Origin of the sequence: Pseudomonas sp. TH43 (assembly GCF_016650635.1) — a bacterium.
Lineage (GTDB): Bacteria > Pseudomonadota > Gammaproteobacteria > Pseudomonadales > Pseudomonadaceae > Aquipseudomonas.
The window spans coordinates 148409-172858 of sequence record NZ_JAEKFI010000005.1 but is presented as its reverse complement, the minus strand read 5'-3'; the positions used below and the strand labels follow the sequence as shown (position 1 = coordinate 172858).

General features: G+C 52.4%; 22 protein-coding genes. 21 read left to right on the top strand and 1 reads right to left on the bottom strand.

The genetic code is table 11. From position 1 onward, the window contains the following. The first annotated feature begins 154 nt into the window (after window positions 1-154). From serC to JFT81_RS28270, 15 genes are all read left to right on the top strand, one after another. Window positions 155-1240, top strand: a complete 1086-nt coding sequence (gene serC, locus JFT81_RS28340) for a 3-phosphoserine/phosphohydroxythreonine transaminase (protein ID WP_201230951.1) — start codon at window positions 155-157, stop codon at window positions 1238-1240. Further along, window positions 1240-2334 (top strand): prephenate dehydratase, encoded by a 1095-nt coding sequence (gene pheA / locus JFT81_RS28335; protein ID WP_016770924.1) that lies wholly within the window; start codon window positions 1240-1242, stop codon window positions 2332-2334. The genes serC and pheA overlap by 1 nt, the downstream gene beginning before the upstream one ends. Window positions 2335-2346: 12 nt before the next feature. Then, window positions 2347-3459 (top strand): histidinol-phosphate transaminase, encoded by a 1113-nt coding sequence (gene hisC / locus JFT81_RS28330; RefSeq protein ID WP_201230950.1) that lies wholly within the window; start codon window positions 2347-2349, stop codon window positions 3457-3459. A 28-nt stretch (window positions 3460-3487) separates the two neighbouring features. Then, a complete protein-coding gene (locus tag JFT81_RS28325) occupies window positions 3488-5695 on the top strand; it encodes a bifunctional prephenate dehydrogenase/3-phosphoshikimate 1-carboxyvinyltransferase (protein WP_242485672.1) in 2208 nt (735 codons plus the stop codon). Continuing rightward, window positions 5692-6381 carry a (d)CMP kinase gene (gene cmk / locus JFT81_RS28320; RefSeq protein ID WP_201230949.1) on the top strand — a complete coding sequence of 230 codons (690 nt, stop codon included), beginning with the start codon at window positions 5692-5694 and terminating at the stop codon, window positions 6379-6381. The genes JFT81_RS28325 and cmk overlap by 4 nt, the downstream gene beginning before the upstream one ends. A gap of 119 nt (window positions 6382-6500) precedes the next feature. Further along, window positions 6501-8189, top strand: coding sequence for a 30S ribosomal protein S1 (gene rpsA / locus JFT81_RS28315; RefSeq protein WP_123375503.1), 1689 nt, complete (start codon window positions 6501-6503; stop codon window positions 8187-8189). Between the two features lie 215 nt (window positions 8190-8404). Continuing rightward, entirely contained in the window at window positions 8405-8683 is a 279-nt protein-coding gene (locus JFT81_RS28310) for a hypothetical protein (protein ID WP_201205606.1), read from the top strand. A gap of 153 nt (window positions 8684-8836) precedes the next feature. Beyond that, complete coding sequence (gene ihfB, locus JFT81_RS28305) at window positions 8837-9133, top strand: integration host factor subunit beta (RefSeq protein ID WP_003189779.1); 297 nt, start codon at window positions 8837-8839, stop codon at window positions 9131-9133. Between the two features lie 30 nt (window positions 9134-9163). Continuing rightward, the gene (locus JFT81_RS28300; protein WP_201230948.1) at window positions 9164-9403 is read left to right on the top strand and encodes a lipopolysaccharide assembly protein LapA domain-containing protein; all 240 of its coding nucleotides are present in this window, start codon (window positions 9164-9166) and stop codon (window positions 9401-9403) included. A 226-nt stretch (window positions 9404-9629) separates the two neighbouring features. Further along, a complete protein-coding gene (rfbB, locus tag JFT81_RS28295) occupies window positions 9630-10706 on the top strand; it encodes a dTDP-glucose 4,6-dehydratase (RefSeq protein WP_201230947.1) in 1077 nt (358 codons plus the stop codon). Beyond that, window positions 10703-11596, top strand: a complete 894-nt coding sequence (gene rfbD / locus JFT81_RS28290) for a dTDP-4-dehydrorhamnose reductase (RefSeq protein WP_201230946.1) — start codon at window positions 10703-10705, stop codon at window positions 11594-11596. The genes rfbB and rfbD overlap by 4 nt, the downstream gene beginning before the upstream one ends. Continuing rightward, a complete protein-coding gene (rfbA, locus tag JFT81_RS28285) occupies window positions 11593-12483 on the top strand; it encodes a glucose-1-phosphate thymidylyltransferase RfbA (protein WP_201230944.1) in 891 nt (296 codons plus the stop codon). The genes rfbD and rfbA overlap by 4 nt, the downstream gene beginning before the upstream one ends. 50 nt (window positions 12484-12533) lie before the next feature. After that, on the top strand, window positions 12534-13457 hold the full coding sequence (locus tag JFT81_RS28280; protein ID WP_201230935.1) for a glycosyltransferase: 924 nt from the start codon (window positions 12534-12536) through the stop codon (window positions 13455-13457). Beyond that, window positions 13454-14416, top strand: coding sequence for an SDR family oxidoreductase (locus JFT81_RS28275; RefSeq protein WP_201230932.1), 963 nt, complete (start codon window positions 13454-13456; stop codon window positions 14414-14416). The genes JFT81_RS28280 and JFT81_RS28275 overlap by 4 nt, the downstream gene beginning before the upstream one ends. Then, window positions 14413-15417 carry a glycosyltransferase family 4 protein gene (locus tag JFT81_RS28270; RefSeq protein WP_201230930.1) on the top strand — a complete coding sequence of 335 codons (1005 nt, stop codon included), beginning with the start codon at window positions 14413-14415 and terminating at the stop codon, window positions 15415-15417. Before JFT81_RS28275 ends, JFT81_RS28270 begins: the two co-directional genes overlap by 4 nt. Window positions 15418-15481: 64 nt before the next feature. On the opposite strand, the gene JFT81_RS28265 is transcribed toward JFT81_RS28270, so the two are convergent. Beyond that, window positions 15482-16474: a glycosyltransferase family 2 protein gene (locus tag JFT81_RS28265; protein WP_201230927.1), complete on the bottom strand. Its 993-nt coding sequence runs from the start codon at window positions 16472-16474 to the stop codon at window positions 15482-15484. 291 nt (window positions 16475-16765) lie between these two features. Here JFT81_RS28265 and JFT81_RS28260 point away from each other — a divergent pair, with 291 nt between their 5' ends. From JFT81_RS28260 to JFT81_RS28235, 6 genes are all read left to right on the top strand, one after another. Then, on the top strand, window positions 16766-18760 hold the full coding sequence (locus JFT81_RS28260; protein ID WP_201230925.1) for a nucleoside-diphosphate sugar epimerase/dehydratase: 1995 nt from the start codon (window positions 16766-16768) through the stop codon (window positions 18758-18760). 224 nt (window positions 18761-18984) lie between these two features. After that, window positions 18985-20067, top strand: a complete 1083-nt coding sequence (locus tag JFT81_RS28255; RefSeq protein WP_201230924.1) for a DegT/DnrJ/EryC1/StrS family aminotransferase — start codon at window positions 18985-18987, stop codon at window positions 20065-20067. 163 nt (window positions 20068-20230) lie between these two features. Further along, entirely contained in the window at window positions 20231-21190 is a 960-nt protein-coding gene (locus JFT81_RS28250) for a glycosyltransferase (protein WP_201230923.1), read from the top strand. Next, entirely contained in the window at window positions 21187-22269 is a 1083-nt protein-coding gene (locus JFT81_RS28245) for a glycosyltransferase (RefSeq protein ID WP_201230922.1), read from the top strand. Before JFT81_RS28250 ends, JFT81_RS28245 begins: the two co-directional genes overlap by 4 nt. Before the next feature lie 527 nt (window positions 22270-22796). Further along, on the top strand, window positions 22797-23597 hold the full coding sequence (locus JFT81_RS28240) for an ABC transporter permease (RefSeq protein ID WP_201230921.1): 801 nt from the start codon (window positions 22797-22799) through the stop codon (window positions 23595-23597). 12 nt (window positions 23598-23609) lie between these two features. Further along, complete coding sequence (locus JFT81_RS28235) at window positions 23610-24353, top strand: ABC transporter ATP-binding protein (protein WP_201230915.1); 744 nt, start codon at window positions 23610-23612, stop codon at window positions 24351-24353. Window positions 24354-24450: the final 97 nt, after the last annotated feature.

Below are 24450 nucleotides of genomic sequence, written 5' to 3'. Positions count from 1 at the left end.
CCCTGTGGGAGCGAGCCTGCTCGCGAATGCAGGCGCTGCGGTACCTCTGACGTACCGCGGTGATGCATTCGCGAGCAGGCTCGCTCCCACAGGGCCGTGTTGATCGGTAGTGTGATTTATTGCGTGATACCACCAAATCAGAGCGAGATTGGATGTGAGCAAGCGAGCCTATAACTTCTGCGCCGGTCCTGCGGCGCTTCCTGAAGCTGTCCTGCAGCGCGCCCAGGGTGAACTCCTTGATTGGCACGGCAAGGGTCTGTCGGTCATGGAAATGAGCCATCGCAGTGATGAGTTCGTGTCCATTGCCACCCAGGCCGAGCAGGACCTGCGTGACCTGCTGAATATCCCTTCGAACTATAAAGTGCTGTTTCTGCAAGGTGGCGCCAGCCAGCAGTTCGCGCAGATTCCACTGAACCTGTTGCCGGAAAGCGGCACTGCCGACTATATCGATACAGGCATCTGGTCGCAGAAAGCCATCGAAGAAGCCTCGCGCTACGGTCACGTCAACGTCGCCGCCACCGCCAAGCCTTACGACTATTTCGCCATTCCCGGCCAGAACGAGTGGAACCTGTCGAAAGACGCCGCTTACGTTCACTACGCGCCGAACGAAACCATCGGCGGTCTGGAATTCCAGTGGGTCCCGGAAACCGGTGATGTGCCGCTGGTGGCCGACATGTCTTCGGACATTCTTTCGCGTCCGGTTGATGTCTCGCGTTTCGGCATGATCTACGCCGGTGCACAGAAGAACATCGGCCCGAGCGGCATCGTCGTCAACATCATCCGCGAAGACTTGCTCGGCAAGGCGCGCTCGCTGTGCCCGACCATGCTCGACTACAAAGTCGCGGCCGATAACGGTTCGATGTACAACACGCCGCCGACCTTGGCCTGGTATCTGTCGGGTCTGGTCTTCCAGTGGCTGAAAGAGCAGGGCGGCGTTGAAGCCATCGCCCAACTCAACGACGTCAAACAGCGCACGCTGTACGAGTTCATCGACGCCAGCGGCCTCTACAGCAACCCGATCAACAAGTCGGACCGCTCGTGGATGAACGTGCCGTTCCGCTTGGCTGATGACCGTCTGGACAAACCGTTCCTGGTCGGTGCCGACGAACGCGGTCTGCTCAACCTCAAGGGTCACCGCTCGGTGGGCGGCATGCGCGCCTCCATCTATAACGCTGTCGACATCACCGCGGTCAACGCGCTGGTGGCATACATGGCTGAATTCGAGAAGGAACACGGCTGATGTCCGAGCAAGAACTCAAGGCACTGCGCGTTCGCATTGACGCTCTGGACACCAAAGTCCTCGAGCTGATCAGTGAGCGTGCGCGTTGCGCCCAGGAAGTCGCGCGAGTAAAGATGGCCTCGCTGGCCGAAGGCGAAGTGCCGGTGTTCTATCGTCCCGAGCGTGAAGCTCAGGTGCTCAAGCGCGTGATGGAACGCAATCAGGGGCCGCTGGGCAACGAAGAGATGGCGCGGCTGTTCCGCGAAATCATGTCGTCGTGCCTGGCGCTGGAACAGCCGCTGAAAGTGGCTTACCTCGGCCCTGAAGGCACATTCACCCAGGCTGCGGCCATGAAGCACTTCGGTCACGCGGTGATCAGCAAGCCGATGGCGGCGATCGACGAAGTGTTCCGTGAAGTGGCGGCGGGTGCGGTGAATTTTGGCGTGGTGCCGGTGGAAAACTCCACCGAAGGCGCGGTCAACCACACGCTGGACAGCTTCCTTGAACACGACATGGTGATCTGTGGCGAAGTTGAGCTGCGTATCCACCATCACCTGTTGGTCGGTGAAAACACCAAGACCGACAGCATCAGCCGCATCTACTCCCACGCGCAGTCGCTGGCCCAGTGCCGCAAGTGGCTGGACGCGCATTACCCGAATGTCGAGCGCGTGGCGGTGTCGAGCAACGCCGAAGCGGCCAAGCGGGTTAAAGGCGAGTGGAACTCGGCAGCGATTGCCGGCGACATGGCGGCTGGTCTGTATGGCTTGACCCGTCTGGCCGAGAAGATCGAAGACCGTCCGGACAACTCGACGCGCTTCCTGATGATCGGTAACCAGGAAGTGCCGCCGACCGGTGACGACAAGACTTCGATCATTGTGTCGATGAGCAACAAGCCCGGCGCGCTTCACGAACTGCTGGTGCCGTTCCATGACAATGGTATCGACCTGACCCGTATCGAAACTCGTCCGTCGCGCAGCGGCAAATGGACCTATGTGTTCTTCATCGACTTCGTCGGCCATCACCGTGATCCGTTGATCAAAGGTGTATTGGAAAAGATCAGTCAGGAAGCAGTAGCACTCAAAGTGCTGGGTTCCTACCCGAAAGCAGTTCTGTAAGGGGCGGTAGTAATGAGTGGCAATTTCCTCGCTCTGGCACAGCCGGGCGTGCAACAACTTTCGCCGTACGTTCCGGGCAAGCCTGTGGACGAACTGGCGCGCGAGCTGGATCTGGATCCGGCGAAAATCGTCAAACTGGCGAGCAACGAAAACCCGCTGGGCGCCAGTCCGAAAGCCTTGGCGGCGATCCGTGAAGAGCTGGCCGAGCTGACCCGTTATCCGGATGGCAATGGTTTCGCGCTGAAATCCCTGCTGGCCGAGCAATGCCGTGTCGAGCTGAACCAGGTCACCTTGGGTAACGGTTCCAACGATATTCTTGAGCTGGTCGCGCGGGCCTATCTGGCGCCGGGCCTGAATGCGGTGTTCAGTGAGCACGCTTTCGCTGTGTATCCGATTGCCACTCAGGCTGTCGGCGCTCAGGCCAAAGTGGTTCCGGCCAAAGAATGGGGGCATGACCTGCCTGCGATGCTTGCCGCCATCGACGCCAACACCCGCGTGGTGTTCGTCGCCAACCCGAACAACCCGACCGGCACCTGGTTCGGCGCTGAAGCGCTGGACGAGTTCCTGCAGGATGTTCCGGAGCATGTGTTGGTGGTGTTGGACGAGGCGTACATCGAATACGCCGAAGGCAGCGATCTGCCGGACGGTCTGGATTTCCTCGCCGCTTACCCGAATCTGCTGGTTTCGCGCACTTTCTCCAAAGCCTATGGCCTGGCGGCATTGCGTGTTGGCTACGGTTTGTCCACTCCGGTGGTTGCTGACGTGCTGAACCGCGTTCGCCAGCCGTTCAACGTCAACAGCCTCGCCTTGGCAGCAGCCTGCGCAGCGCTGAAAGACGAGGAGTATCTGGCGCAAAGCCGTCAGCTCAACGAGTCGGGCATGCAGCAGTTGCAGGCCGGTTTTCGTGAGCTGGGTCTGGGCTGGATCGAGTCGAAAGGCAACTTCATCTGCGTCGATCTCGGCCAGGTTGCAGCCCCTGTGTTCCAGGGCTTGCTGCGCGAAGGCGTGATCGTGCGTCCAGTGGCCAATTACGGCATGCCGAACCACCTGCGGGTGACCATTGGTCTGCCGGCGGAAAACAGCCGCTTCCTTGAAGCGCTGCGCAAGGTTCTGGCTCGTGGGTGATGTCACTGCAATGCAATCTGCTGCACCTATGATCGGTCGCCTTGTAGTGGTCGGTCTGGGATTGATCGGTGGTTCTTTTGCCAAAGGCTTGCGTGAAAGCGGCGTGTGCCGCGAAGTGGTCGGGGTTGATCTCGATCCGCAATCGCGCAAGCTGGCGGTCGAGTTGGGCGTGGTTGACCGCTGTGAAGACGACCTGACAGCGGCATGTCAGGGCGCTGACGTGATTCAGTTGGCGGTGCCGATTCTGGCCATGGAAAAAGTGCTCGCGCGTCTGGCGAGCATTGATCTGGGGCAGGCGATTCTGACTGATGTCGGCAGCGCCAAAGGCAATGTTGTGCGCGCGGCGACCGAAGCGTTTGGTGGTATGCCGGCGCGTTTCGTGCCCGGGCATCCGATTGCCGGCTCCGAGCAGAGCGGGGTGGAAGCCTCTAACGCCGAGCTGTTCCGTCGTCACAAAGTGATCCTCACGCCGCTTGAGCAAACCGATCCGGCTGCACTGGCCGTGGTTGACCGTCTGTGGCGCGAATTGGGCGCCGACGTCGAGCACATGCAGGTCGAGCGTCACGATGAAGTGTTGGCTGCGACCAGTCATCTGCCGCACTTGCTGGCCTTCGGCCTGGTCGATTCATTGGCCAAGCGCAATGAAAATCTAGAGATCTTCCGTTACGCTGCCGGTGGTTTCCGCGATTTCACAAGAATCGCCGGAAGCGACCCGGTGATGTGGCACGACATCTTCCTCGCCAACCGCGAGGCTGTTCTGCGCACACTCGATACATTTCGCAGCGACCTCGACGCCTTGCGCGACGCGGTCGATGTAGGGGATGGGCACCAATTGTTGGGCGTTTTCACTCGCGCCCGGGTTGCCCGCGAGCATTTCAGTAAAATCCTGGCCCGCAGGGCCTATGTGGACGCTATGAATTCCAACGATCTGATCTTCCTGGCTCAACCTGGTGGCCGCCTGTCCGGTCGGATTCGCGTACCGGGTGACAAATCCATTTCCCACCGTTCGATCATGCTCGGTTCGCTGGCCGAAGGCGTCACCGAAGTCGAAGGTTTCCTTGAGGGCGAAGACGCTCTGGCGACCTTGCAGGCGTTCCGCGACATGGGCGTGGTCATCGAAGGCCCGCACCACGGTCGTGTGACCATTCACGGTGTTGGTCTGCACGGCCTGAAACCTGCGCCGGGCCCGATCTATCTGGGCAACTCAGGGACATCGATGCGTCTGCTGTCCGGCCTGCTGGCCGCGCAGAACTTCGACAGCACCCTGACTGGCGATGCTTCGCTGTCCAAGCGTCCGATGAATCGCGTGGCCAATCCACTGCGTGAAATGGGTGCCGTGATCGAAACCGCCGCTGAAGGTCGTCCGCCGATGACTATTCGTGGCGGTCACAAGCTCAAAGGCCTGACCTACACCATGCCGATGGCCAGTGCTCAGGTGAAATCCTGCCTGCTGCTCGCCGGTTTGTATGCTGAAGGCAAGACTACCGTTACTGAACCTGCGCCGACCCGTGACCACACTGAGCGCATGCTGCGCGGTTTCGGCTACCCGGTCAGCGTTGAAGGCGCTACGGCGTCGGTCGAGTCCGGCGGCAAATTGACCGCGACTCATATTGAGGTGCCGGGCGACATCTCGTCGTCGGCGTTCTTCCTGGTGGCGGCTTCGATCGCCGAAGGTTCGGAGCTGGTACTTGAGCACGTCGGCATCAACCCGACCCGTACTGGCGTCATCGACATCCTGCGCCTGATGGGTGCGGACATCACTCTGGAAAACCAGCGTGAAGTCGGCGGCGAGCCTGTGGCTGACCTGCGCGTGCGAGCGGCTAAACTCAAAGGTATCGAGATTCCGGAAGAGCTGGTTCCACTGGCCATCGACGAGTTCCCGGTGCTGTTCGTCGCGGCTGCCTGTGCCGAAGGGCGCACCGTGCTGACCGGCGCCGAAGAGCTTCGGGTCAAGGAATCGGACCGTATTCAGGTGATGGCGGATGGTTTGCTCGCGCTGGGCGTAAAATGCCAGCCGACCCCGGACGGCATCATCATCGACGGTGGCCAGATTGGCGGCGGCGAAGTGCATGGTCACGGCGATCACCGTATTGCGATGGCTTTCAGCGTTGCATCGCTGCGCGCCACTGCACCAATCCGCATCCATGATTGCGCCAACGTCGCGACGTCGTTCCCGAACTTCCTCGCGTTGTGCGCGCAGGTCGGTATTCGTGTGGCACAAGAGGCTCAGTCGTGAAAAACATTGCACCGGTCATCACCATTGATGGGCCAAGCGGCTCGGGCAAAGGCACCGTCGCCGGGATCCTGGCCAAGCGTCTGGGCTGGAATCTGCTGGACTCCGGTGCGCTTTACCGCTTGCTGGCATTCGCTGCGCACAACCATGGTGTTGACCTGACCAATGAAGAGCTGCTGAAGAAACTCGCCGCTCATCTGGATGTTCAGTTCATTGCGGCGACCGACGGTCAGCTGCAACGCATCATCCTTGAAGGTGACGAAGTCAGCGACGTCATTCGCACTGAAAGCATCGGTTCCGGCGCTTCGCAAGTGGCGGCTTTGCCGGCTGTGCGCGAGGCGCTGCTGCAGCGCCAGCGTGCTTTCCAGGAAGCGCCGGGTCTGGTGGCCGATGGTCGCGACATGGGGACGGTGGTTTTTCCTGGTGCACCGCTGAAGATTTTCCTGACCGCCAGTGCCGAGGAAAGAGCGCGCCGTCGATATTTGCAGTTGAAGGGCAAAGTCGAGGGTGTTAGTCTGTCGAGTCTGCTAGATGAGATCCGTGCGCGCGACGAGCGTGACACCCAGCGAGCGGTAGCCCCGCTTAAACCGGCGGCTGACGCCATACAGCTGGATTCCACGGAGTTGTCCATCGATCAGGTGCTTGAACGCATCATGAGCGAGATCGCCATTCGCGATATCGCCGGGTGACCAAGAAGGCCACAGGGGACCAGTCATAGTCCTGCGGCGCTTCTTCTATATGAAACTAACCCACACCGTCTGGGGTGTGGAGATGGGCGTATCCTTCGCCCTCATTTACAGGAATTAAAATGAGCGAAAGCTTTGCGGAACTCTTTGAAGAAAGCCTAAAAACCCTGAACCTTCAGGCAGGCTCCATCATCACCGGTGTTATCGTTGATATCGATTACCAAGCTCGCTGGGTAACCGTTCACGCTGGCCTGAAGTCTGAAGCACTCATCCCGCTTGAGCAGTTCTACAACGACGCTGGCGATCTGACTATCAATGTCGGTGACGAAGTTCACGTTGCTCTGGACTCGGTTGAAGACGGTTTCGGTGAAACCAAGCTGTCCCGTGAAAAAGCCAAGCGCGCTGAGTGCTGGATCGTTCTGGAAGCTGCCTTCGCAGCCGAGGAAGTGGTCAAGGGCGTTATCAACGGTAAGGTTAAAGGCGGCTTCACTGTCGACGTTAACGGCATCCGTGCGTTCCTGCCAGGTTCCCTGGTTGACGTCCGTCCAGTGCGCGACACCACGCACCTGGAAGGCAAAGAGCTGGAATTCAAGGTCATCAAGCTGGACCAGAAGCGCAACAACGTCGTCGTTTCCCGTCGCAGCGTCCTGGAAGCCGAGAACTCCGCCGAGCGTGAAGCTCTGCTGGAATCCTTGCAGGAAGGCCAGCAAGTCAAAGGTATCGTCAAAAACCTCACCGATTACGGCGCATTCGTCGATCTGGGTGGCGTGGACGGCCTGCTGCACATCACCGACATGGCCTGGAAGCGCATCAAGCATCCTTCCGAGATCGTCAACGTTGGTGACGAAATCGATGTTAAGGTTCTGAAATACGATCGCGAACGCAACCGTGTTTCCCTGGGCCTGAAGCAGCTGGGCGAAGATCCATGGGTTGCTATCAAAGCCCGTTACCCAGAAAGCACTCGCGTTACCGCTCGTGTAACCAACCTGACCGACTACGGCTGCTTCGCTGAGCTGGAAGAAGGCGTTGAAGGTCTGGTACACGTTTCGGAAATGGACTGGACCAACAAAAACATCCACCCTTCGAAAGTCGTACAAGTCGGCGACGAAGTGGAAGTTATGGTTCTGGACATCGACGAAGAGCGTCGTCGTATCTCCCTGGGCATCAAGCAGTGCAAATCTAACCCATGGGAAGATTTCTCTGGCCAGTTCAACAAGGGTGATAAAATCTCCGGCACCATCAAGTCGATCACCGATTTCGGTATCTTCATTGGTCTGGACGGCGGCATCGACGGTCTGGTTCACCTGTCCGACATCTCCTGGAACGAAGTGGGCGAAGAAGCTGTTCGTCGTTTCAAGAAGGGCGACGAGCTGGACACCGTTATCCTGTCGGTTGACCCAGAGCGCGAGCGTATCTCCCTGGGTATCAAGCAACTGGAAAGCGATCCGTTCTCCGAGTACGTCTCGGTTAACGACAAAGGCGCAATCGTTACTGGCACCGTGAAAGAAGTTGACGCCAAAGGCGCCATCATCGTTCTGGCCGACGATATCGAAGCGACTCTGAAAGCCTCCGAAATCAGCCGTGACCGTGTTGAAGACGCGCGCAACGTTCTGAAAGAAGGCCAGGAAGTAGAAGCCAAGATCATCAGCGTTGATCGTAAGAGCCGCGTGATCCAACTCTCCATCAAGTCGAAAGATGATGCTGAAGAGAAAGAAGCTATCCAGAGCCTGAAAACTGCTCCGGAAGGTGAAGCTGCTGACACCACCATGGCTGGCCTGCTGCGCCAAGCAATGGCGGCCAAACAGAACTAAGTTCTGTTTGATTGTAAAAAGGGCGACTTCGGTCGCCCTTTTTTGTGCCTGCGATTTGGTGAGGTGAGGTGAGGTGGGGTGGTGTGCTGGGCTGATAGTTGAAACCAATTGCTTTTGTTGGTTGTCTGTTTCTTTAATCGGATCAATCGCCTATTCGCGACTAAGCTTGGTCTTAAGCATGCGATAGTCGGGTATAGCCTGGCATAAGGAAATGGATGAACAAGTTTATTGTCCTCGCAGCAATCCTGGTTTTGGCGGGGTGTACCACAAGCGCCAAGACTCATGCGGTGCGTGGCGTCAGTGGAATAGAGATTGATTGTTCGGGGCTGGGCTCCGGTTGGGAGAAGTGCCAGAAGCGCGCTGCAAAGGAGTGCAAGGGCGCCGGCTACAAAGTGGTGACACGATCGGATCAGGCCAAGGATGAAGATGAGTTTCCCTTTGGCTTCAATCCAGCAGGCTACGTGACGCGAACCATGCTGGTGATGTGCCGCTGAGTGAGAGCTCGTCCAGTTTGTTGATTTGATGCCCTGAAAATGGGCGTTTCGACGCTGGTGAAGATATGTCAATCCCTGGGCTGTTCAAAATCTTCCGGGCGTGCTAAAACCTTTCAAGCGCTGATCTAGCTGCTTGAAAAAGAAGGGAAAAATATGACGAAGTCGGAGTTGATCGAACGAATTGTCACCCATCAAGGGCTGCTCTCATCCAAGGATGTGGAGCTGGCCATCAAGACCATGCTTGAACAAATGTCCCAGTGTCTGGCCACCGGTGATCGCATCGAGATCCGTGGGTTTGGCAGTTTCTCACTGCACTATCGCGCTCCACGTGTCGGACGTAATCCGAAGACCGGTCAGTCCGTCAGCCTTGACGGCAAATTTGTTCCGCATTTCAAGCCTGGTAAAGAATTGCGTGATCGGGTGAATGAGGAAGAGGAGGAGGGCGTTTGATCCTCGCTGCTAATTATCAGGGAGATGCTCATGCGTAATCTCAAGCGCATACTTCTTGGCGTTTTTATTCTTTTTCTGGTGTTGGTTATCCTGGCGTTTGTGCTTGAGAACCAGCAATCAGTGTCGTTGTTGTTTTTGGGTTGGTCCGGGCCTCAACTTCCGGTCTCCCTGGTCGTTGTCGTTGCGTTGCTGATCGGTATGTTTATCGGTCCAATACTTGGCTGGTTTCTGGGTCGCTCGTCCAGAGCAGCACGCAAGCGCCTTGTCTGAAAACGACAGGTATAGGGCTTCTGTCGAAATTGCGCTTCAGTCTGTCTATATCCATTAGTAAAACGTTCATTAAGCTGTAAAATGCACCCCTTGTTCGATAGTGGCCTATTCCCACATCGATTCAGACTGACTCTGACGGAAGCCACAAGTTTTGATGGTTTCTGCGTTCATGGATTAGACAGTGCTCATTGGTGTCACTGTCCGCAGCTCAAGGGTATGGTTTCGCGTGAAAATTCTAGTAACCGGCGGCGCCGGGTTCATCGGCTCGGCAGTCATTCGACACATCATCTCCAGTACTGCCGATTCTGTCGTCAACGTCGATAAGCTGACGTATGCCGGTAACCTTGAGTCGCTGGCTGAAGTTAGCGTTGATTCGCGCTACGTGTTTGAGCGCGTCGATATCTGCGACCGTGACGAAATTGATCGCGTCCTGCGTGAACACCAACCGGATGCGATCATGCACTTGGCCGCAGAATCCCACGTTGATCGCTCGATCACCGGTCCGTCCGAGTTTATCCAGACCAATATCATCGGTACTTACACCCTGCTGGAAGCTGCCCGCCAGTACTGGTCTGCGCTGGATGACACCCGCAAAGCTGCTTTCCGCTTTCACCATATTTCGACTGATGAAGTTTACGGCGACCTTGAAGGTCCGGAAGATCTCTTCACCGAAACCACGCCTTATCAGCCTAGCTCGCCGTACTCGGCCAGCAAGGCCAGCTCCGACCATCTGGTTCGTGCCTGGGCACGTACTTACGGCCTGCCGACGTTGGTGACCAACTGCTCGAACAATTACGGCCCTTGCCACTTCCCCGAGAAGTTGATCCCGCTGATCATCCTCAATGCTTTGGAAGGCAAGCCGTTGCCTGTTTATGGCAAAGGTAACCAGGTTCGCGACTGGTTGTATGTCGAGGACCACGCCCGTGCACTGTACAAAGTCGTTACCGAAGGCGTCATTGGTGAGACCTATAACATCGGCGGTCACAACGAGAAGCAGAACATCGAGGTTGTGCATACGCTTTGTGATTTGCTGGATGAATTACGTCCTGACTCTACGCATCGTCCGCATGCAAGCCTGATCACTTACGTGCAGGATCGTCCAGGTCATGACCAGCGCTATGCGATCGATGCAAGCAAGATTCAGCGTGAGCTGGGCTGGACTCCGGAAGAAACCTTTGAAAGCGGCATTCGTAAAACCGTTGAATGGTATCTGAGCAACACTGAGTGGGTCGCTCACGTGAAGAGCGGTACCTATCAGCAGTGGATCGATCAGAACTACGCGGACCGCTCGAATAAAGCATGAAGATTCTCCTGCTGGGTAAGAACGGCCAGGTAGGCTGGGAATTGCAACGCGCTCTTGCTCCCCTTGGCGAGCTGATCGCGCTTGATCGTCATGCAATCGATGGTTTGTGCGGTGATTTGTCCGACCTGGATGCCGTGCGCGCGACCATCAGGCAGGTCAAGCCCGATGTTATCGTCAACGCGGCTGCCTACACTGCGGTTGACAAGGCAGAATCCGAAGCTGAACTAGCCCTTCGAGTGAATGGCGACGCGAGTCGGCTGATTGCGGAGGAGGCTGCGCTCTTGGGCGCCTGGCTCATTCATTACTCGACCGACTACGTCTTTAGTGGTGAGGGTTCGACTCCCTGGCAGGAAACTGATGACGTCGCACCGGTGAATCAATATGGTGCGAGCAAGCTTGCTGGCGAACAGGCAATCATTGCGTCAGGCTGCAAGCATCTGATTTTCCGCACCAGTTGGGTCTACGGAGCTCGCGGCAACAACTTTGCCAAGACTATGCTGCGATTGGCAAAAGATCGCGAAACGCTGAAAGTTATCGCTGATCAGATCGGAGCCCCCACTGGTGCAGATCTGATTGCTGACGTCACGGCGCTGGCAATTCGCCAAGTGCTACAACAGCCGCAGCTGTCGGGTTTGTATCACTTGGCGGCGAGTGGTGAAGTGTCTTGGCACGGTTATGCGACTCACGTGATCGCGTTCGCTCAAGCCAATGGCGAGCAATTGGCTGTGACAACAATCAATCTGATCGATACGACCTCTTACCCGACACCCGCGCGTCGGCCTCTGAATTCACGCTTGAATACTCAGAAGCTGCGCGACAATTTTTCTCTACACTTGCCGGATTGGCAAAGTGGTGTAAACCGAATGCTTAGGGAAGTTCTGAACAAATGAACACGATAAATCGTAAAGGCATCATCCTCGCTGGTGGCTCGGGTACGCGCCTGCATCCGTTGACTCTGGGCGTGTCGAAACAGATGTTGCCGATCTACGACAAGCCGATGATCTTTTATCCGCTGTCGGTATTGATGCTCGCCGGCATGCGCGAAATTCTGATTATCTCGACTCCGGAAGACTTGCCTTGTTTTCGCAAGCTGCTGGGCGATGGCAGCCTGTATGGCATCAAACTGACTTATGCCGAGCAACCGAGTCCTGATGGCCTGGCACAGGCTTTTATCATTGGCGAAGAATTCATCGGTAATGATCCGTGCTGCCTGATCCTGGGCGATAACATCTTTTACGGTCAGCACTTCTCCGACAACCTGCGTTCGGCGACCAGCCAGCAGCATGGCGCAACAGTGTTCGGCTACCACGTTTCCGATCCGGAGCGATTTGGCGTTGTCGAGTTCGATGCGTCGGGCCGTGCGCTGAGCATCGAAGAAAAGCCGCTCAAGCCAAAATCCAGCTACGCCGTGACCGGCTTGTATTTCTATGACAATCAGGTTGTTCAGATTGCCAAGAACATCAAGCCTTCAGAGCGTGGAGAGCTGGAAATCACCGACGTCAATCGTGCGTACCTCGAGCAGAAGTCGCTGAATGTGGAAATGCTGGGTCGTGGTTTCGCCTGGCTGGATACCGGCACCCATGATTCTTTGCTGGAAGCCAGTCACTTCGTTCACACCATCGAGCAGCGTCAGGGCTTGAAAGTCGCCTGCCTGGAAGAAATTGCATTCAACAATGGCTGGATCACGGCCGAGCAGCTTGCGAGTCAGGCTGAAGCGTTGAAAAAGACTGGCTACGGCCAGTACCTGCAGAAATTGCTGAATTCGCCTTCACGGTGATTCGGGGGAGATACTCCCTTCTGTGATTATTTGTCGCAAGCAGGAATGGCATGCCATCAACACAACCCAAGGTTGCAGTTTTACTGGCTGCGTACAATGGTATGCAGTGGATCGAAGAGCAACTGGCTTCGATCCTTTGCCAGTCTGCGGTGGACGTCAGTATCCATATCAGCATCGACACTTCCGATGATGGCACTGAGGCGTGGTGTGAGTCTTTCGCGGCCTTGCACCCTAATGTAAGTGTGCTGCCATCAATCGGACGTTTTGGTGGCGCCTCGCGAAATTTCTTTCGCTTGATGCGCGACGTAAATTTCGGGGCGTACGACTTCGTCGCCTTCGCTGACCAGGATGATGTGTGGCATTCGGATAAGCTGAACCGAGCAACCTATATGTTGCGTGGGCAGGGAGCTGATGCCTACTCCAGTAATGTGACTGCATTCTGGCCGAATGGAAAAACCCACCTTCTTGATAAGGCTCAAGTTCAAGTTGAGTGGGACTATTTGTTTGAAGCTGCCGGGCCTGGCTGTACGTATGTCTTTAGTCAGGATTTGGCTGAGGTGTTAAAGACATCAATCGTTGAAAATTGGCGGGATGTTCAGGACGTCAGCCTGCATGATTGGTATTGCTATGCTTTCTCGCGCAGCCATGGCTATGAATGGATCATCGATACTTACTCTTCAATGCAGTACCGTCAGCACGAGCGGAATCAGGTCGGGGCGAATACAGGTATTAATCCGTTAATTGCTCGTTATAAAACCATTCATGATGGCTGGTGGTTCTCGCAGGTAAAGTTGATAGCGAATCTTGTGGGTGCATCAAAGTCGCCGTTTGTCAGTCGCTGGTTCAAGCTGGGTCGAAAAGAGTTGCTCGCATTGTCTTTAAGTGCGTGTAAGTGTCGGCGCAGGTTTCGCGACAAGATATTTTTCTTTTTTATATGTTTGGCGACCGCGGTTATTGGAAGTAAAACCAAATGAGTGTCTCGCGAGTTCTGGTTACAGGGGCTAGTGGGTTCGTCGGGGAGGCCGTTGTCTACAGGCTGCTTCTTGATCGCCGATACACGCCAGTAGCGGCTTCGCGAGGCAGGACGCGATTGGATGGCCTCTGTCAGGTCGTGCCCTTCGAGTTGGGTGGCGCAGCTACTACGACTTCAATGATGGGAATTGACGTGGTAATCCATGCCGCCGCTCGCGTTCATGTAATGGATGACAAGGCGGTTGATGCGCTTGCGGAGTTTCGACGCATTAATGTCGAAGGTACTGTCAGTCTTGCCCGGAGTGCCGCGGCCGCCGGTGTAAAGCGTTTCATTTTTATCAGCTCGATCAAAGTCAATGGAGAGTCGACCGAGCCGGGCGAACCGTTTCAAGCGGATATTGAACCGCAGCCGATGGATCCTTACGGTATTTCCAAGATGGAGGCGGAAATAGCGTTAAGGGCGGTCGCAAGAGAGACGGGGATTGAAGTGGTGATTATTCGCCCGCCGCTCGTATACGGCCCAGGCGTCAAGGCGAATTTCCTCAGTATGATGCGCTGGCTCGACAGGGGAGCGGTTCTGCCTTTGGGAGCAATCGGGAATCGGCGAAGTCTGGTGGCCATCGGTAACCTTGTGGATCTGCTGGTAGCTTGCATTGATCATCCCGCGGCGGCCGGACAAACCTTTCTTGTCAGCGATGATGCTGATATGTCCACTACTCAATTGCTGGAAAACATGGCGCGTGCTCTTGGTAAAAAGGCGCGGTTGATACCTTTGCCAATATGTGTCCTGAAGTCTGTGGCCTCATGTTTGGGAAGGCAAGGTGTTGCCCAGCGTCTGTGTAGTTCCTTGCAAGTCGATATCAAAAAAACCAGGCATGTACTCGGCTGGGTTCCACCTGTCTCCGTTGAGAAGGCGCTCCGTCAGACTGCGGATTATTACCAGGACTTAAAAAACAGATGATTGTCTGGTGGTTGTTGGGTGTGGTTTTTATCGTCGCCTGCGGGTTGACCTTGTTGTTGCGTCGTTACGCATTGGCCAAAAGCTTAATGGATATCCCGAATGAGCGCAGTTCTCATTCTGTGCCGACCCCAAGGGGCGGGGGAGTTGCAATAGTTGTTGCCTGTGCGCTGGCACTCCCTGTCTTGGGGGGGTACCTGGAAGGGGCGTCGTTGCTGGGTGTGTTGGGTGGTGGGTTACTGATTGCAATCATTGGTTTTGCTGACGATCACGGTCATATAGACGCCAAGTGGCGGCTCCTCGGGCATTTTATAGCTGCAGGCTGGACGCTGTACTGGCTTAACGGTCTTGCACCGCTCCAGTTTTTTGGGGAAAACGTCAACCTTTCGGTGTTAGGCGGTGTATTGGCCGCGTTCTATCTGGTCTGGATGCTCAATCTCTACAACTTTATGGATGGAATCGATGGGTTGGCGAGCGCGGAAGCGATCAGTGCCTGTTTGGGTATGTGTCTGATTTACTGGTGGTTTGGCACGATAGACCTGATCTGGGAGCCGCTGATCCTGATGGGGGCTGTAGCAGGTTTCTTTTGCTGGAACTTTCCTCCTGCGCGAATTTTCATGGGGGACGCAGGCAGTGGGTTCCTGGGGTTTATTCTGGGGGCATTCGCATTGGAGTCTGCCTGGGTTCGGCCTGAGTACTTTTGGTGCTGGATAATACTGCTTGGTGTTTTTATCGTTGACGCGACCTTGACACTGATCCGGAGGCTTCTTCGAGGTGAGAAGGTTTATCAGGCTCATAGGAGTCACGCCTATCAACACGCATCGCGCCGATACCAGAGCCATTTGCTGGTCTCTTCGATTGTGGTGCTGATTAACCTTGCTTGGCTATTGCCGATTGCTTTGCTTGTGGGGGCAGGTTGGTTGAGTGGCGAACTGGGATGTCTGATAGCGTTTGTTCCGCTGGCAGTGCTTGCATGGAAGTTTGAAGCGGGAGTAGCAAGCTGACCGAGGAACGCTGAGCTACTCCGAAGATTTTTTTGATGGCCGGTTTATTGTGTTGCCGTCGCCTTTATATTTTATTAAGTATTGCGGCGGCCACCAGGCTGATGTTTCCTTTGAGCGTCTGCCGATGAACTCCACTTTTCTTCATCAGGCAAAGTCTTGAGAGCAAGCCGCTTTTGCGTGCAGCTTCAAATCGTTCAAGGGTGCATTTATTGTCCTCTGTGAGCTCCGTTCTAATGGAGTTCAGAGTGATCAGGTTTTGCGTGCTCCACTCGCTGAAACGCCCACTTAGCATTTTCAGGATTCGAATGATCTGATTTATGAAGGTTGCATTCGCTCCGATCAGGTTGCCCTCGTGCTGACGATAGAGCAGTGTAGGCTGCTGATCAAAGACAACCTGGCCACCGCACCCGGTTACCAACAGATACGCAAGCCAGTCATGTGCTACGACCGGGGCGTCATCGACGATTCGGCACATCAGATTACGAGCTGCATTGTTGATCAGCATGGTGTTGGCACCGGCGAGGCTTTGCACTAATGCGTTTTCAAAGCACGGGCGCTTGTTGAATAGCGGAGAAAATCCCAAGGGTGCAAGGTTGGCGTTGACCAGCTTTGTTCTGGAGCAGTACATGTGGGGTTTACTGGTGGGAGTTTGAGGTATCTGAGCGATACTCCGAGTCAGTTTGTCTGCAAGCCAGATATCGTCCTGGTCACTGAATGCGAAGTAATCAGCGACAATTTCTCGATTTTTAATTAGTGATAGAAAGTTTTTTGCAAAGCCTTGACGAGGGCCATGCCAGATGGCGATTTTATCTTCGCCCAGCTGTTTCTTGTATTCTTCAAGAATTTCCAGTGTCGCGTCGGTCGAGCCATCATCCGATGCATGGATCGTCCAGTTTTCATGGGTTTGGTTAATGAAGGAGTCCAGTTGTTCCCTGAGAAAGCGCTGACCGTTGTAAGTGCAAACAAGTATGGCGACTTTTTTGCGATCTGTTGAGCGTTCAGTTATCACTGATGGGGCGGGGTCCAATTGGAAGTTATCCTTCGGTTGTTCGGCCATGTTTGAAATCTCTCGCGCCTCGGTCGTGTAGCGCATGTGCTCTGTTATTTAAGAGGCGTGTACGTTCTGCAAATAGCCTGTCAGGTAAGTTGCAGTATTGAATGTAGGTGGACTTTGCGCGAGTTTAACAGCATAGGCGGCTTGGTGGCGAGCGGCAGGGCGAGGAGGTCTTGGTGCTGTTCGATTTCAGGCTCGCTGTCTTCCGTTCAGTGGTCGTATTTCGGCGAAAAAAAGGGATACAATACCGCCGTTAATAAGGTTCAAGGAGCAGAGCGGTGATCGAGCGAATCAATGGATAAACTACGTTCATTTTTACTGGGGTTGCCACGTCGGCAGAAGCGCCTGCTACAGGTCGCCAGCGACGTTGTGCTGGTCTGGCTGGCACTCTGGTTAGCGTTTATCGTCCGCTTGGGCATTGATGACATGTACAACCCGATCAGGGTGCATGCATGGCTTTTCGTGAGCGCGCCCATTGTCGCCATCCCGCTGTTCATACGTATCGGGATGTACCGTGCGGTGATGCGGTATTTTGGTAATGACGCGCTTATTGCCATTGTCAAGGCTGTCAGTCTTTCGTCGCTGATACTTGCGGTGGTCGTCTACTGGTATAGCAATCACGCGAGCGTAGTGCCGCGTTCCATCATTTTCAATTACTGGTGGTTAAGTCTAGTGATTATTGGTGGATTGCGTTTGTGCATGCGCCAGTATTTCATGGGAGATTGGTTTTCGGCTGCCCAGCATGTGCCATTCACCAATCGCGATGATGGTCTGACAAAGGTTGCAGTTTATGGTGCTGGGGTTGCTGGCAACCAACTTGTTGCAGCATTGCGTATGGGCCGGGTAATGCGGCCTGTTGCTTTTATTGATGATGATTCGAGTATCGCCGATCGGTCGATTTCCGGACTTCAAGTTTATAAGCCAAAGCATATACAACAAATGATTGATGTGACGGGCGCTCAGGAGATTCTCCTGGCATTGCCTTCGTCAACGCGGGCGCGCCGCCGCGAAATTCTTAACCTCCTCGAAGGCTTTCCGCTGCATATCAGAAGCGTTCCCAATTTCACTGACCTGGCCAGTGGTCGAGTGAAAGTCGATGATATTCAAGAGGTCGATATTGCTGATCTTCTGGGGCGTGATTCCGTACCGGCACGAGCGGATTTGCTGGCTCATTGTATAAAAGGCAAGGTCGTGATGGTTACGGGTGCCGGTGGTTCTATAGGCGCAGAGCTTTGCCGGCAGATTTTTTTATTGGGGCCTACTGCGCTTTTGTTATTTGATCATGGCGAATTCAACCTTTACAGCATTCTATCTGAGCTTGAGCGCCGAAAAGACCGTGAATCGATCTCGATTCGCCTGCTTCCGATCCTTGGCTCTATCCGTCATCCGCACAAACTTCAGGATGTGATGAAGACCTGGAGGGTCGACACGGTTTATCACGCGGCTGCTTATAAACATGTGCCAATGGTTGAACATAACATCGCCGAAGGTGTACTCAATAACGTCGTTGGCACCTTGAACACTGCGCAGGCGGCGTTGCAAACGGGGGTGTCGAACTTTGTTCTAATTTCCACAGACAAAGCGGTCCGTCCAACGAATGTCATGGGAAGTACCAAGCGGCTCGCGGAACTGATTTTGCAGGCGCTGAGTCGTGAAATGGCTCCGGTGCTGTTTGGTGACAAGGGCAACATCTCGCGAGTGAACAAAACCCGCTTTACGATGGTGCGCTTTGGCAACGTGCTCGGCTCGTCAGGCTCTGTGATTCCGCTCTTTCACAGCCAGATCAAGTCGGGGGGGCCCTTGACGGTCACTCATCCGAAGATCACCCGATACTTCATGACAATACCCGAGGCCGCCCAATTGGTAATCCAGGCGGGATCAATGGGGCAGGGTGGGGACGTTTTCGTTCTTGATATGGGGGAGCCAGTCAAGATTGTCGAGTTGGCAGAGAAAATGATCCATCTATCAGGATTGAGCGTTCGATCGGAAAAAACTCCTCAAGGGGACATCGCTATCGAGTTCACCGGTCTTCGTCCTGGCGAGAAGCTCTATGAGGAACTGCTGATAGGCGACAATGTTTCAGCGACTTCTCATCCCATGATCATGAGTGCGGATGAAGATCATGTGCCGTGGGATGTGCTAAAGGCCAGATTGGGAGAATTGCTGGTCGCTGTTGAGCAGGACGACTACTCACGCGTTCGTCAGCTCCTGCGGGAAACGGTTAGTGGCTACTCGCCTGATGGCGAAATAGTGGACTGGATTTATCAGCAGCGCAGTCTCGATCCCTGAGTCTCCTGCCCTCGCTTGGCAAGGGGGGGGCGGTATGATTCAGTGGCATTTTACGGTATCCTCGTTCGGCGTTTGAGGTGCCGTGTTAGCCTCGGAAAGAGAGTCAAATTTCCAGTTGTCAGGGCTCGCAATTTGTTCGTTCGAGAGATGTTCAGCTCTTCGTAGTATTGAAATGCAATCATTTTTAACAGAACTAAGTAGTCGTTTTGCTTGTCGGGGCGTTCATGAATATTACAGTTACGAAGCCGTTTGTCCCTCCCTTTGGTGAGTTTCAGACTTATCTGCAAGGGGTTTGGGAACGTGAATGGTTTACCAATAATGGGCCGTTGGTGAACGAGCTTGAATTAAAGCTCAAGGAAAAGCTTGACGTCGACCATTTGCTGTTTCTCAGTAATGGTACTATCGCGCTTCAAATTGCGATTCGAGCGCTCGATTTGCAGGGTGAAATCATCACCACTCCGTTCAGTTATGTGGCGACTACTTCCAGTATTGTCTGGGAACGTTGTGATCCTGTTATGGTTGATATCTGCCCGGATACTCTGAATATTGACCCGGAAAAAATCGAGCAGGCGATTACATCGCGGACCTCCGCCATTTTGGCAACACATGTATTTGGCAATCCATGTGATGTAGAAGCAATTGAGAGGATTGCACAAAAACATCAGCTGCGCGTTATTTATGACGCCGCTCACGCGTTCGGTACTCAATATAAAAAGCGTTCGTTGTTGAGCTATGGTGATGTTTCAACCTGTAGCTTTCATGCCACTAAGCTTTTTCATACTATTGAAGGGGGCGCTGTAACTACGTCGAATCCTGATATTCTGAAAAACATGGCAATGATGCGAAATTTTGGCCATTCGTCTCTCACTGAGTTCGGCGGTGTGGGTGTGAATGGCAAGAACTCCGAGGTGCATGCCGCCATGGGGTTGACGAATCTCAAATATGTTGAAGAGATTCTTGAGGTTCGAAAAGCGCTGTGTGAGCATTACAAGTCTGAACTTACGGAACTTCCTATCCGGTTTCAGAGAATTGCTGAAGACACTGATTACAATAACTCATATTTTCCCGTGATATTCGAGAACGAGAATACGCTTCTGCATGTCATGGCAGAGCTGAATTTGAATAATGTCTACCCAAGACGTTATTTCTATCCTTCATTGTCCGAGCTGCCGTATGTAAATGATCAGCGGTCTCCTATCTCTGAGGATATTTCTCGTCGAATCATTTGTCTGCCTCTATACCACACGCTGTCGCGAGAAGAGATAGACATGATTTGCCGTATTATCAAAAGATCTATCAGGTACTAAAATCGGGCAAGGTAGAGGGAGAGAGGTAGCAGGTTATCATTGATAGGCCTAACGTCTCTCTTAAACCAGAATTTGCTGTCATGCATTTAGGAGGCCTTGCGCTCCAATATCTGTATGAACGGATTCAGCCATGTTATGAGTTTAAGTAGGGAAGTGACGCAACGTGTCGGACAAAACGCGCAATATATCAGTTCTCTTGGTTTCATTTAACCATCAAAAGCATATTCGGCAGGCTTTGGATGCCCTAATCGAACAGCGCTTTGATGGCACAATTGAGCTGGTTGTTGCTGATGACAAATCAACTGATGATACGCTCACTATAATCAGAGAGTACGAAGGGAAGGATGCCCGCTTTGCTTTTAAATATCTTGATTACAGTGAAAATCTGGGAATAACCAAGAACTACAAGCGTGGCTTTGCTGCATGTACTGGAGAATACGTGGCGGTCTTGGAGGGAGATGACTACTGGACCAGCCCTCTAAAACTCGAGCGTCAGGCGGAATTCTTGAGAGATCATTGGGAGTCTGACCTTTGCTCTGTCAATTATTTTGTTTATGTTGAGGACAGTGCTCAGATAAGTGCGCGTGTAGCCGCATCCCAGGGCTACAGATTGATCAGCGCTCGGGAGTTAATAGCTGATAATATCGTCGGGAATTTTTCTACATGTATGTATCGACGAACTGCATTGACTCGTATTCCCGAAAAATTATTTGATATTAAGTCCTATGACTGGATCACCAATATTGTGATCGCGAAAAGCACTCTTATCGGTTTCCTTGAAGAACCAATGTCGGTGTACCGTCTGCATGGCGGAGGCGTTTGGACACAAACCCCGCATATCGAAAAGCTGAAAGCACAACTCGATTTATTGCCTGCTTACGATGAGTTAACCGAATTTGTTTTTCATGACGATTTCGAAAAACTGGGCAGTCATCTTCGACATGTAATCAAGGTGTCTCAAATTGGACATGCTACTGAAGCCGTGAGCCAACCCGTTTTGCGTGCAGTTCCTGCCTTCGTTCGTTATACGCCTCCGATCATTTTGATGATGCTGAAATTAATAGTTCCCGTTGCAGTGAAGGACTTGCTTTCACGAGTTTTGAATCGGAGCCGATCAAGATGAAAAAGCCTACCGTTTCTGTAGTAATGGCTACCTATAATCATGCTGGATTTGTTACCGAGACAATAAAAAGTGTTCTCGCCCAGACTGGCGTTGATTTCGAGTTTTTGATAGCTGATGATGGTTCGTCTGATTCGACTAGAGATGTGGTTGCGAATTTCCACGATGAAAGAATCAGGTTTTTTCCATCGGAAGTTAACAAGGGTGCCTGTGTCGTCACCAATGATTTGATTTCCAAGGCCTCTGGTGAGTTTGTCGCGTTAATCAACTCAGATGATTATTGGATCGGTCAGGATAAGCTTTCATTCCAGGTTCAATTCATGCGGGAAAATCCGGAGATTGGTGCCTGCTTTGGAAAAGCAAAATTTGTCGACAAGGAAGGGAAAGGTATTGATAAGAATACGATTCCTTGGGGAGGAGTTTTTGATCAGCCAAACCGTAGCCAAGGAGCTTGGCTACGTCATTTTTTCGATTTAGGCAACTGCATTTGCCACCCTACAATGCTTATCAGGCGTTCGTGTTTTGAGCGGTTAGGGTCGTACAATAATCGGCTTCGCCAACTGCCTGACATGGATATGTGGATACGTCTGGTAAAAAATTACCCTATCCATATTTTTGATAAAGATCTCATTTGTTTTCGAGTGATGCCTGGTGAAAACGCGAGTAGCCAAACTGTCACGAATTCGATCAGAACAATAAATGAGCATTATCTGATTGCGGAACATTTCTTTGCAGATGTTACTTCCAAGCAGCTTCAGGATGGCTTTTCAGATGTGCTGAAAAATAAAGATATACCGTCTGATATACATCTTGATATTGAGAAAGCTCTGTTGTTGATGAACTACAATCAATGGTTAGGGAAACCCTATCAAATGATTGGAATGTTGAAGCTGAACGAACTTCTTAATAGTCCCGAGCACTCGAAAGTCATGATGGAACAATATGCTTTGGATGATAGATGGTTTCAAAAAGAGTTAGGTGAAATCGACGTGCTGCGACCAAAGGTGGTAGCGGTAATAAGTCAACAAAAATCTCGCGTTCTACGTGTCCTGCAACGAGTATACGCTCGACTTGGTAAATAGTACTTTCCGCAATATTGGTTTGGCAGTTGATGTCAAGCCAATATTCCATGTATGAAAAAGGCGTTTGAGCAATAGGTTTTTGATCGCAAGGATGTAAAAAAATAAAATAAATCAATGTATAGTTCTCCGTTTTGATCCGGCTTGTTTTTCTGATTTATTTCTGCTGTTGGTAATGTGTTTATTTAGCCATCCGCGAAAGTCCTTGCATATGTTTTTAGTCATTTTTGACTGGTGAATGCATGTTGGAATTGCAGTCGGAGAGTCCTACTACTTCATATAGGACGATCAGTCGTTTCAAACTCTAATAAAAATGGTGACGAAGCCTTGCTCATTCGTTTAAAATGTGATCCTGTTTGGGTTTTGAGATCGATTCATTTCTCGAAATTTGGAGTGACGAATTAGGTATTAAGTTTTATAGCGGAACTCGTCAGATTGGCGAAAAGATGATTAGAGACATTATTTGATATAAGTGACGAGGAGAGCGTGCCTCCCCTTCGTCGAAGTTTCAACTGGATATGGCTTGAATAATGACTAATAGTTTAATAAGTAACGCTTTGATTGATATCGCTTCTGCAACAAAGCGTTTTCAACTTGTCGGTATGCTCGGGTGGCAGGATGTTAGACAAAGATACCGCCGCTCTTCATTGGGAGCATTCTGGCTGACTGTTAGCATGGGAGTAATGATTGCTTCCATCGGCTTGGTGTTTGGGCAAATTTTTAATACACCCATGCAGGAATACTTGCCCTTTTTGGCGATTGGTATCGTGCTATGGGGGTTCATGTCCTCTATCGTTTCGGAAGGGTGCGTTGCATTTACTTCTGCAGAGGCAATTATTAAGCAGCTTAATATTCCTTTGTTTGTGCATGTGCTGCGTTGTTTTTGGCGAAATACAATTGTGTTGGCACATAACATTGTCATTGTGCCTATTGTGTTTCTTATAGTCGGTAAATCGTTAACGTTGTCAATGCTGCTGGTCGTGCCAGGTTTCTTGCTGTTGGCCATTAATATGCTATGGATATCTTTGGTGCTAGGGGTTTTGAGCACACGGTTTCGCGATATCACTCAAATAATTGTCAACGCAACTCAGGTGATATTTTATCTTACCCCTATCATGTGGGCACCGTCACTACTCCCCGCACGGCATGCGGCATATCTACTCAGTTTCAATCCAGTTTATCATTTGTTAGAGATTACGCGCGGGCCGCTTCTCGGTAACGTTCCTTCTTCGCAAAGTTGGATTTTTGCTGCTGTAATGGCAGTTATTGGGTGGGCGGTCGCGGTTATGGTTTTTAATCGCTATATGCGCCGCATTCCTTATTGGCTCTAACGGATATCTATAATGGCTTCTATTGATTTTACGAATGTTACAGCCGAGTTCCCTATTTATAATGCCAATGGCCGCTCACTGAAAAAACGGCTTATGCAGGTCGCAACGGGTGGTACTCTTTCCGCTGATGATAGAGGGCATGTGGTGGTCCGTGCTCTTGAGGGTCTCTCGTTCTCTTTGAAAGAAGGTGAAAGAGTGGGCCTGTTGGGCCACAACGGCGCCGGCAAGAGTACATTGCTTCGGTTACTTTCCGGTGTATTTGTCCCTACTTCAGGGGTTGCGGAAATTCACGGTGAAGTTGGATCCCTGATCGACATTTCATTAGGTATCGATCACGAAGCAACCGGTAGAGAAAATATTTACTATCGGGCTGCGTTGTTGGGGATAAAGAAGTCTGAAATTGAAAAACGTTTTGAAGAGATCGTGGAGTTTTCAGAACTGGGCGATTTCATCGATATGCCGACTCGAACCTACTCATCAGGTATGCACCTGAGATTGGCGTTTTCTGTTTCGACGATTATTTCACCAGAAATACTCTTGATGGATGAATGGCTTGCTGTTGGAGATGAAAATTTCAAGCATAAAGCGCAAGAGCGAATGACCGATATACTTAACTCGACCAAGATTCTCGTTGTAGCTACCCATTCGCGCGAGTTGGTTTTAAATACTTGTAATCGTGCCATTTGGTTAGAACACGGAAAAATCCGTATGGACGGAGATCCTGAGTCCGTCTCTGCGGCATATTTTGGTTTCTAGCTGAGCAAAAAGCGCTGCCTCGATAGTAGTTTAGATAGTGGAAATCGATCCAATTATATGGGGCAATGCTAAGCAACTATAATAAAGTGCGTTTATG

Bases quoted from the DNA above. Each gene is read 5' to 3' on its own strand.
- pheA (WP_016770924.1), top strand. From the start codon at position 1,240: ATGTCCGAGCAAGAACTCAAGGCACTGCGCGTTCGCATTGACGCTCTG.
- hisC (WP_201230950.1), top strand. From the start codon at position 2,347: ATGAGTGGCAATTTCCTCGCTCTGGCACAGCCGGGCGTGCAACAACTT.
- JFT81_RS28325 (WP_242485672.1), top strand. From the start codon at position 3,488: ATGATCGGTCGCCTTGTAGTGGTCGGTCTGGGATTGATCGGTGGTTCT.
- rpsA (WP_123375503.1), top strand. From the start codon at position 6,501: ATGAGCGAAAGCTTTGCGGAACTCTTTGAAGAAAGCCTAAAAACCCTG.
- JFT81_RS28310 (WP_201205606.1), top strand. From the start codon at position 8,405: ATGAACAAGTTTATTGTCCTCGCAGCAATCCTGGTTTTGGCGGGGTGT.
- ihfB (WP_003189779.1), top strand. From the start codon at position 8,837: ATGACGAAGTCGGAGTTGATCGAACGAATTGTCACCCATCAAGGGCTG.
- JFT81_RS28300 (WP_201230948.1), top strand. From the start codon at position 9,164: ATGCGTAATCTCAAGCGCATACTTCTTGGCGTTTTTATTCTTTTTCTG.
- rfbD (WP_201230946.1), top strand. From the start codon at position 10,703: ATGAAGATTCTCCTGCTGGGTAAGAACGGCCAGGTAGGCTGGGAATTG.
- rfbA (WP_201230944.1), top strand. From the start codon at position 11,593: ATGAACACGATAAATCGTAAAGGCATCATCCTCGCTGGTGGCTCGGGT.
- JFT81_RS28280 (WP_201230935.1), top strand. From the start codon at position 12,534: ATGCCATCAACACAACCCAAGGTTGCAGTTTTACTGGCTGCGTACAAT.
- JFT81_RS28275 (WP_201230932.1), top strand. From the start codon at position 13,454: ATGAGTGTCTCGCGAGTTCTGGTTACAGGGGCTAGTGGGTTCGTCGGG.
- JFT81_RS28270 (WP_201230930.1), top strand. From the start codon at position 14,413: ATGATTGTCTGGTGGTTGTTGGGTGTGGTTTTTATCGTCGCCTGCGGG.
- JFT81_RS28265 (WP_201230927.1), bottom strand. From the start codon at position 16,474: ATGGCCGAACAACCGAAGGATAACTTCCAATTGGACCCCGCCCCATCA.
- JFT81_RS28260 (WP_201230925.1), top strand. From the start codon at position 16,766: ATGGATAAACTACGTTCATTTTTACTGGGGTTGCCACGTCGGCAGAAG.
- JFT81_RS28255 (WP_201230924.1), top strand. From the start codon at position 18,985: ATGAATATTACAGTTACGAAGCCGTTTGTCCCTCCCTTTGGTGAGTTT.
- JFT81_RS28245 (WP_201230922.1), top strand. From the start codon at position 21,187: ATGAAAAAGCCTACCGTTTCTGTAGTAATGGCTACCTATAATCATGCT.
- JFT81_RS28240 (WP_201230921.1), top strand. From the start codon at position 22,797: ATGACTAATAGTTTAATAAGTAACGCTTTGATTGATATCGCTTCTGCA.
- JFT81_RS28235 (WP_201230915.1), top strand. From the start codon at position 23,610: ATGGCTTCTATTGATTTTACGAATGTTACAGCCGAGTTCCCTATTTAT.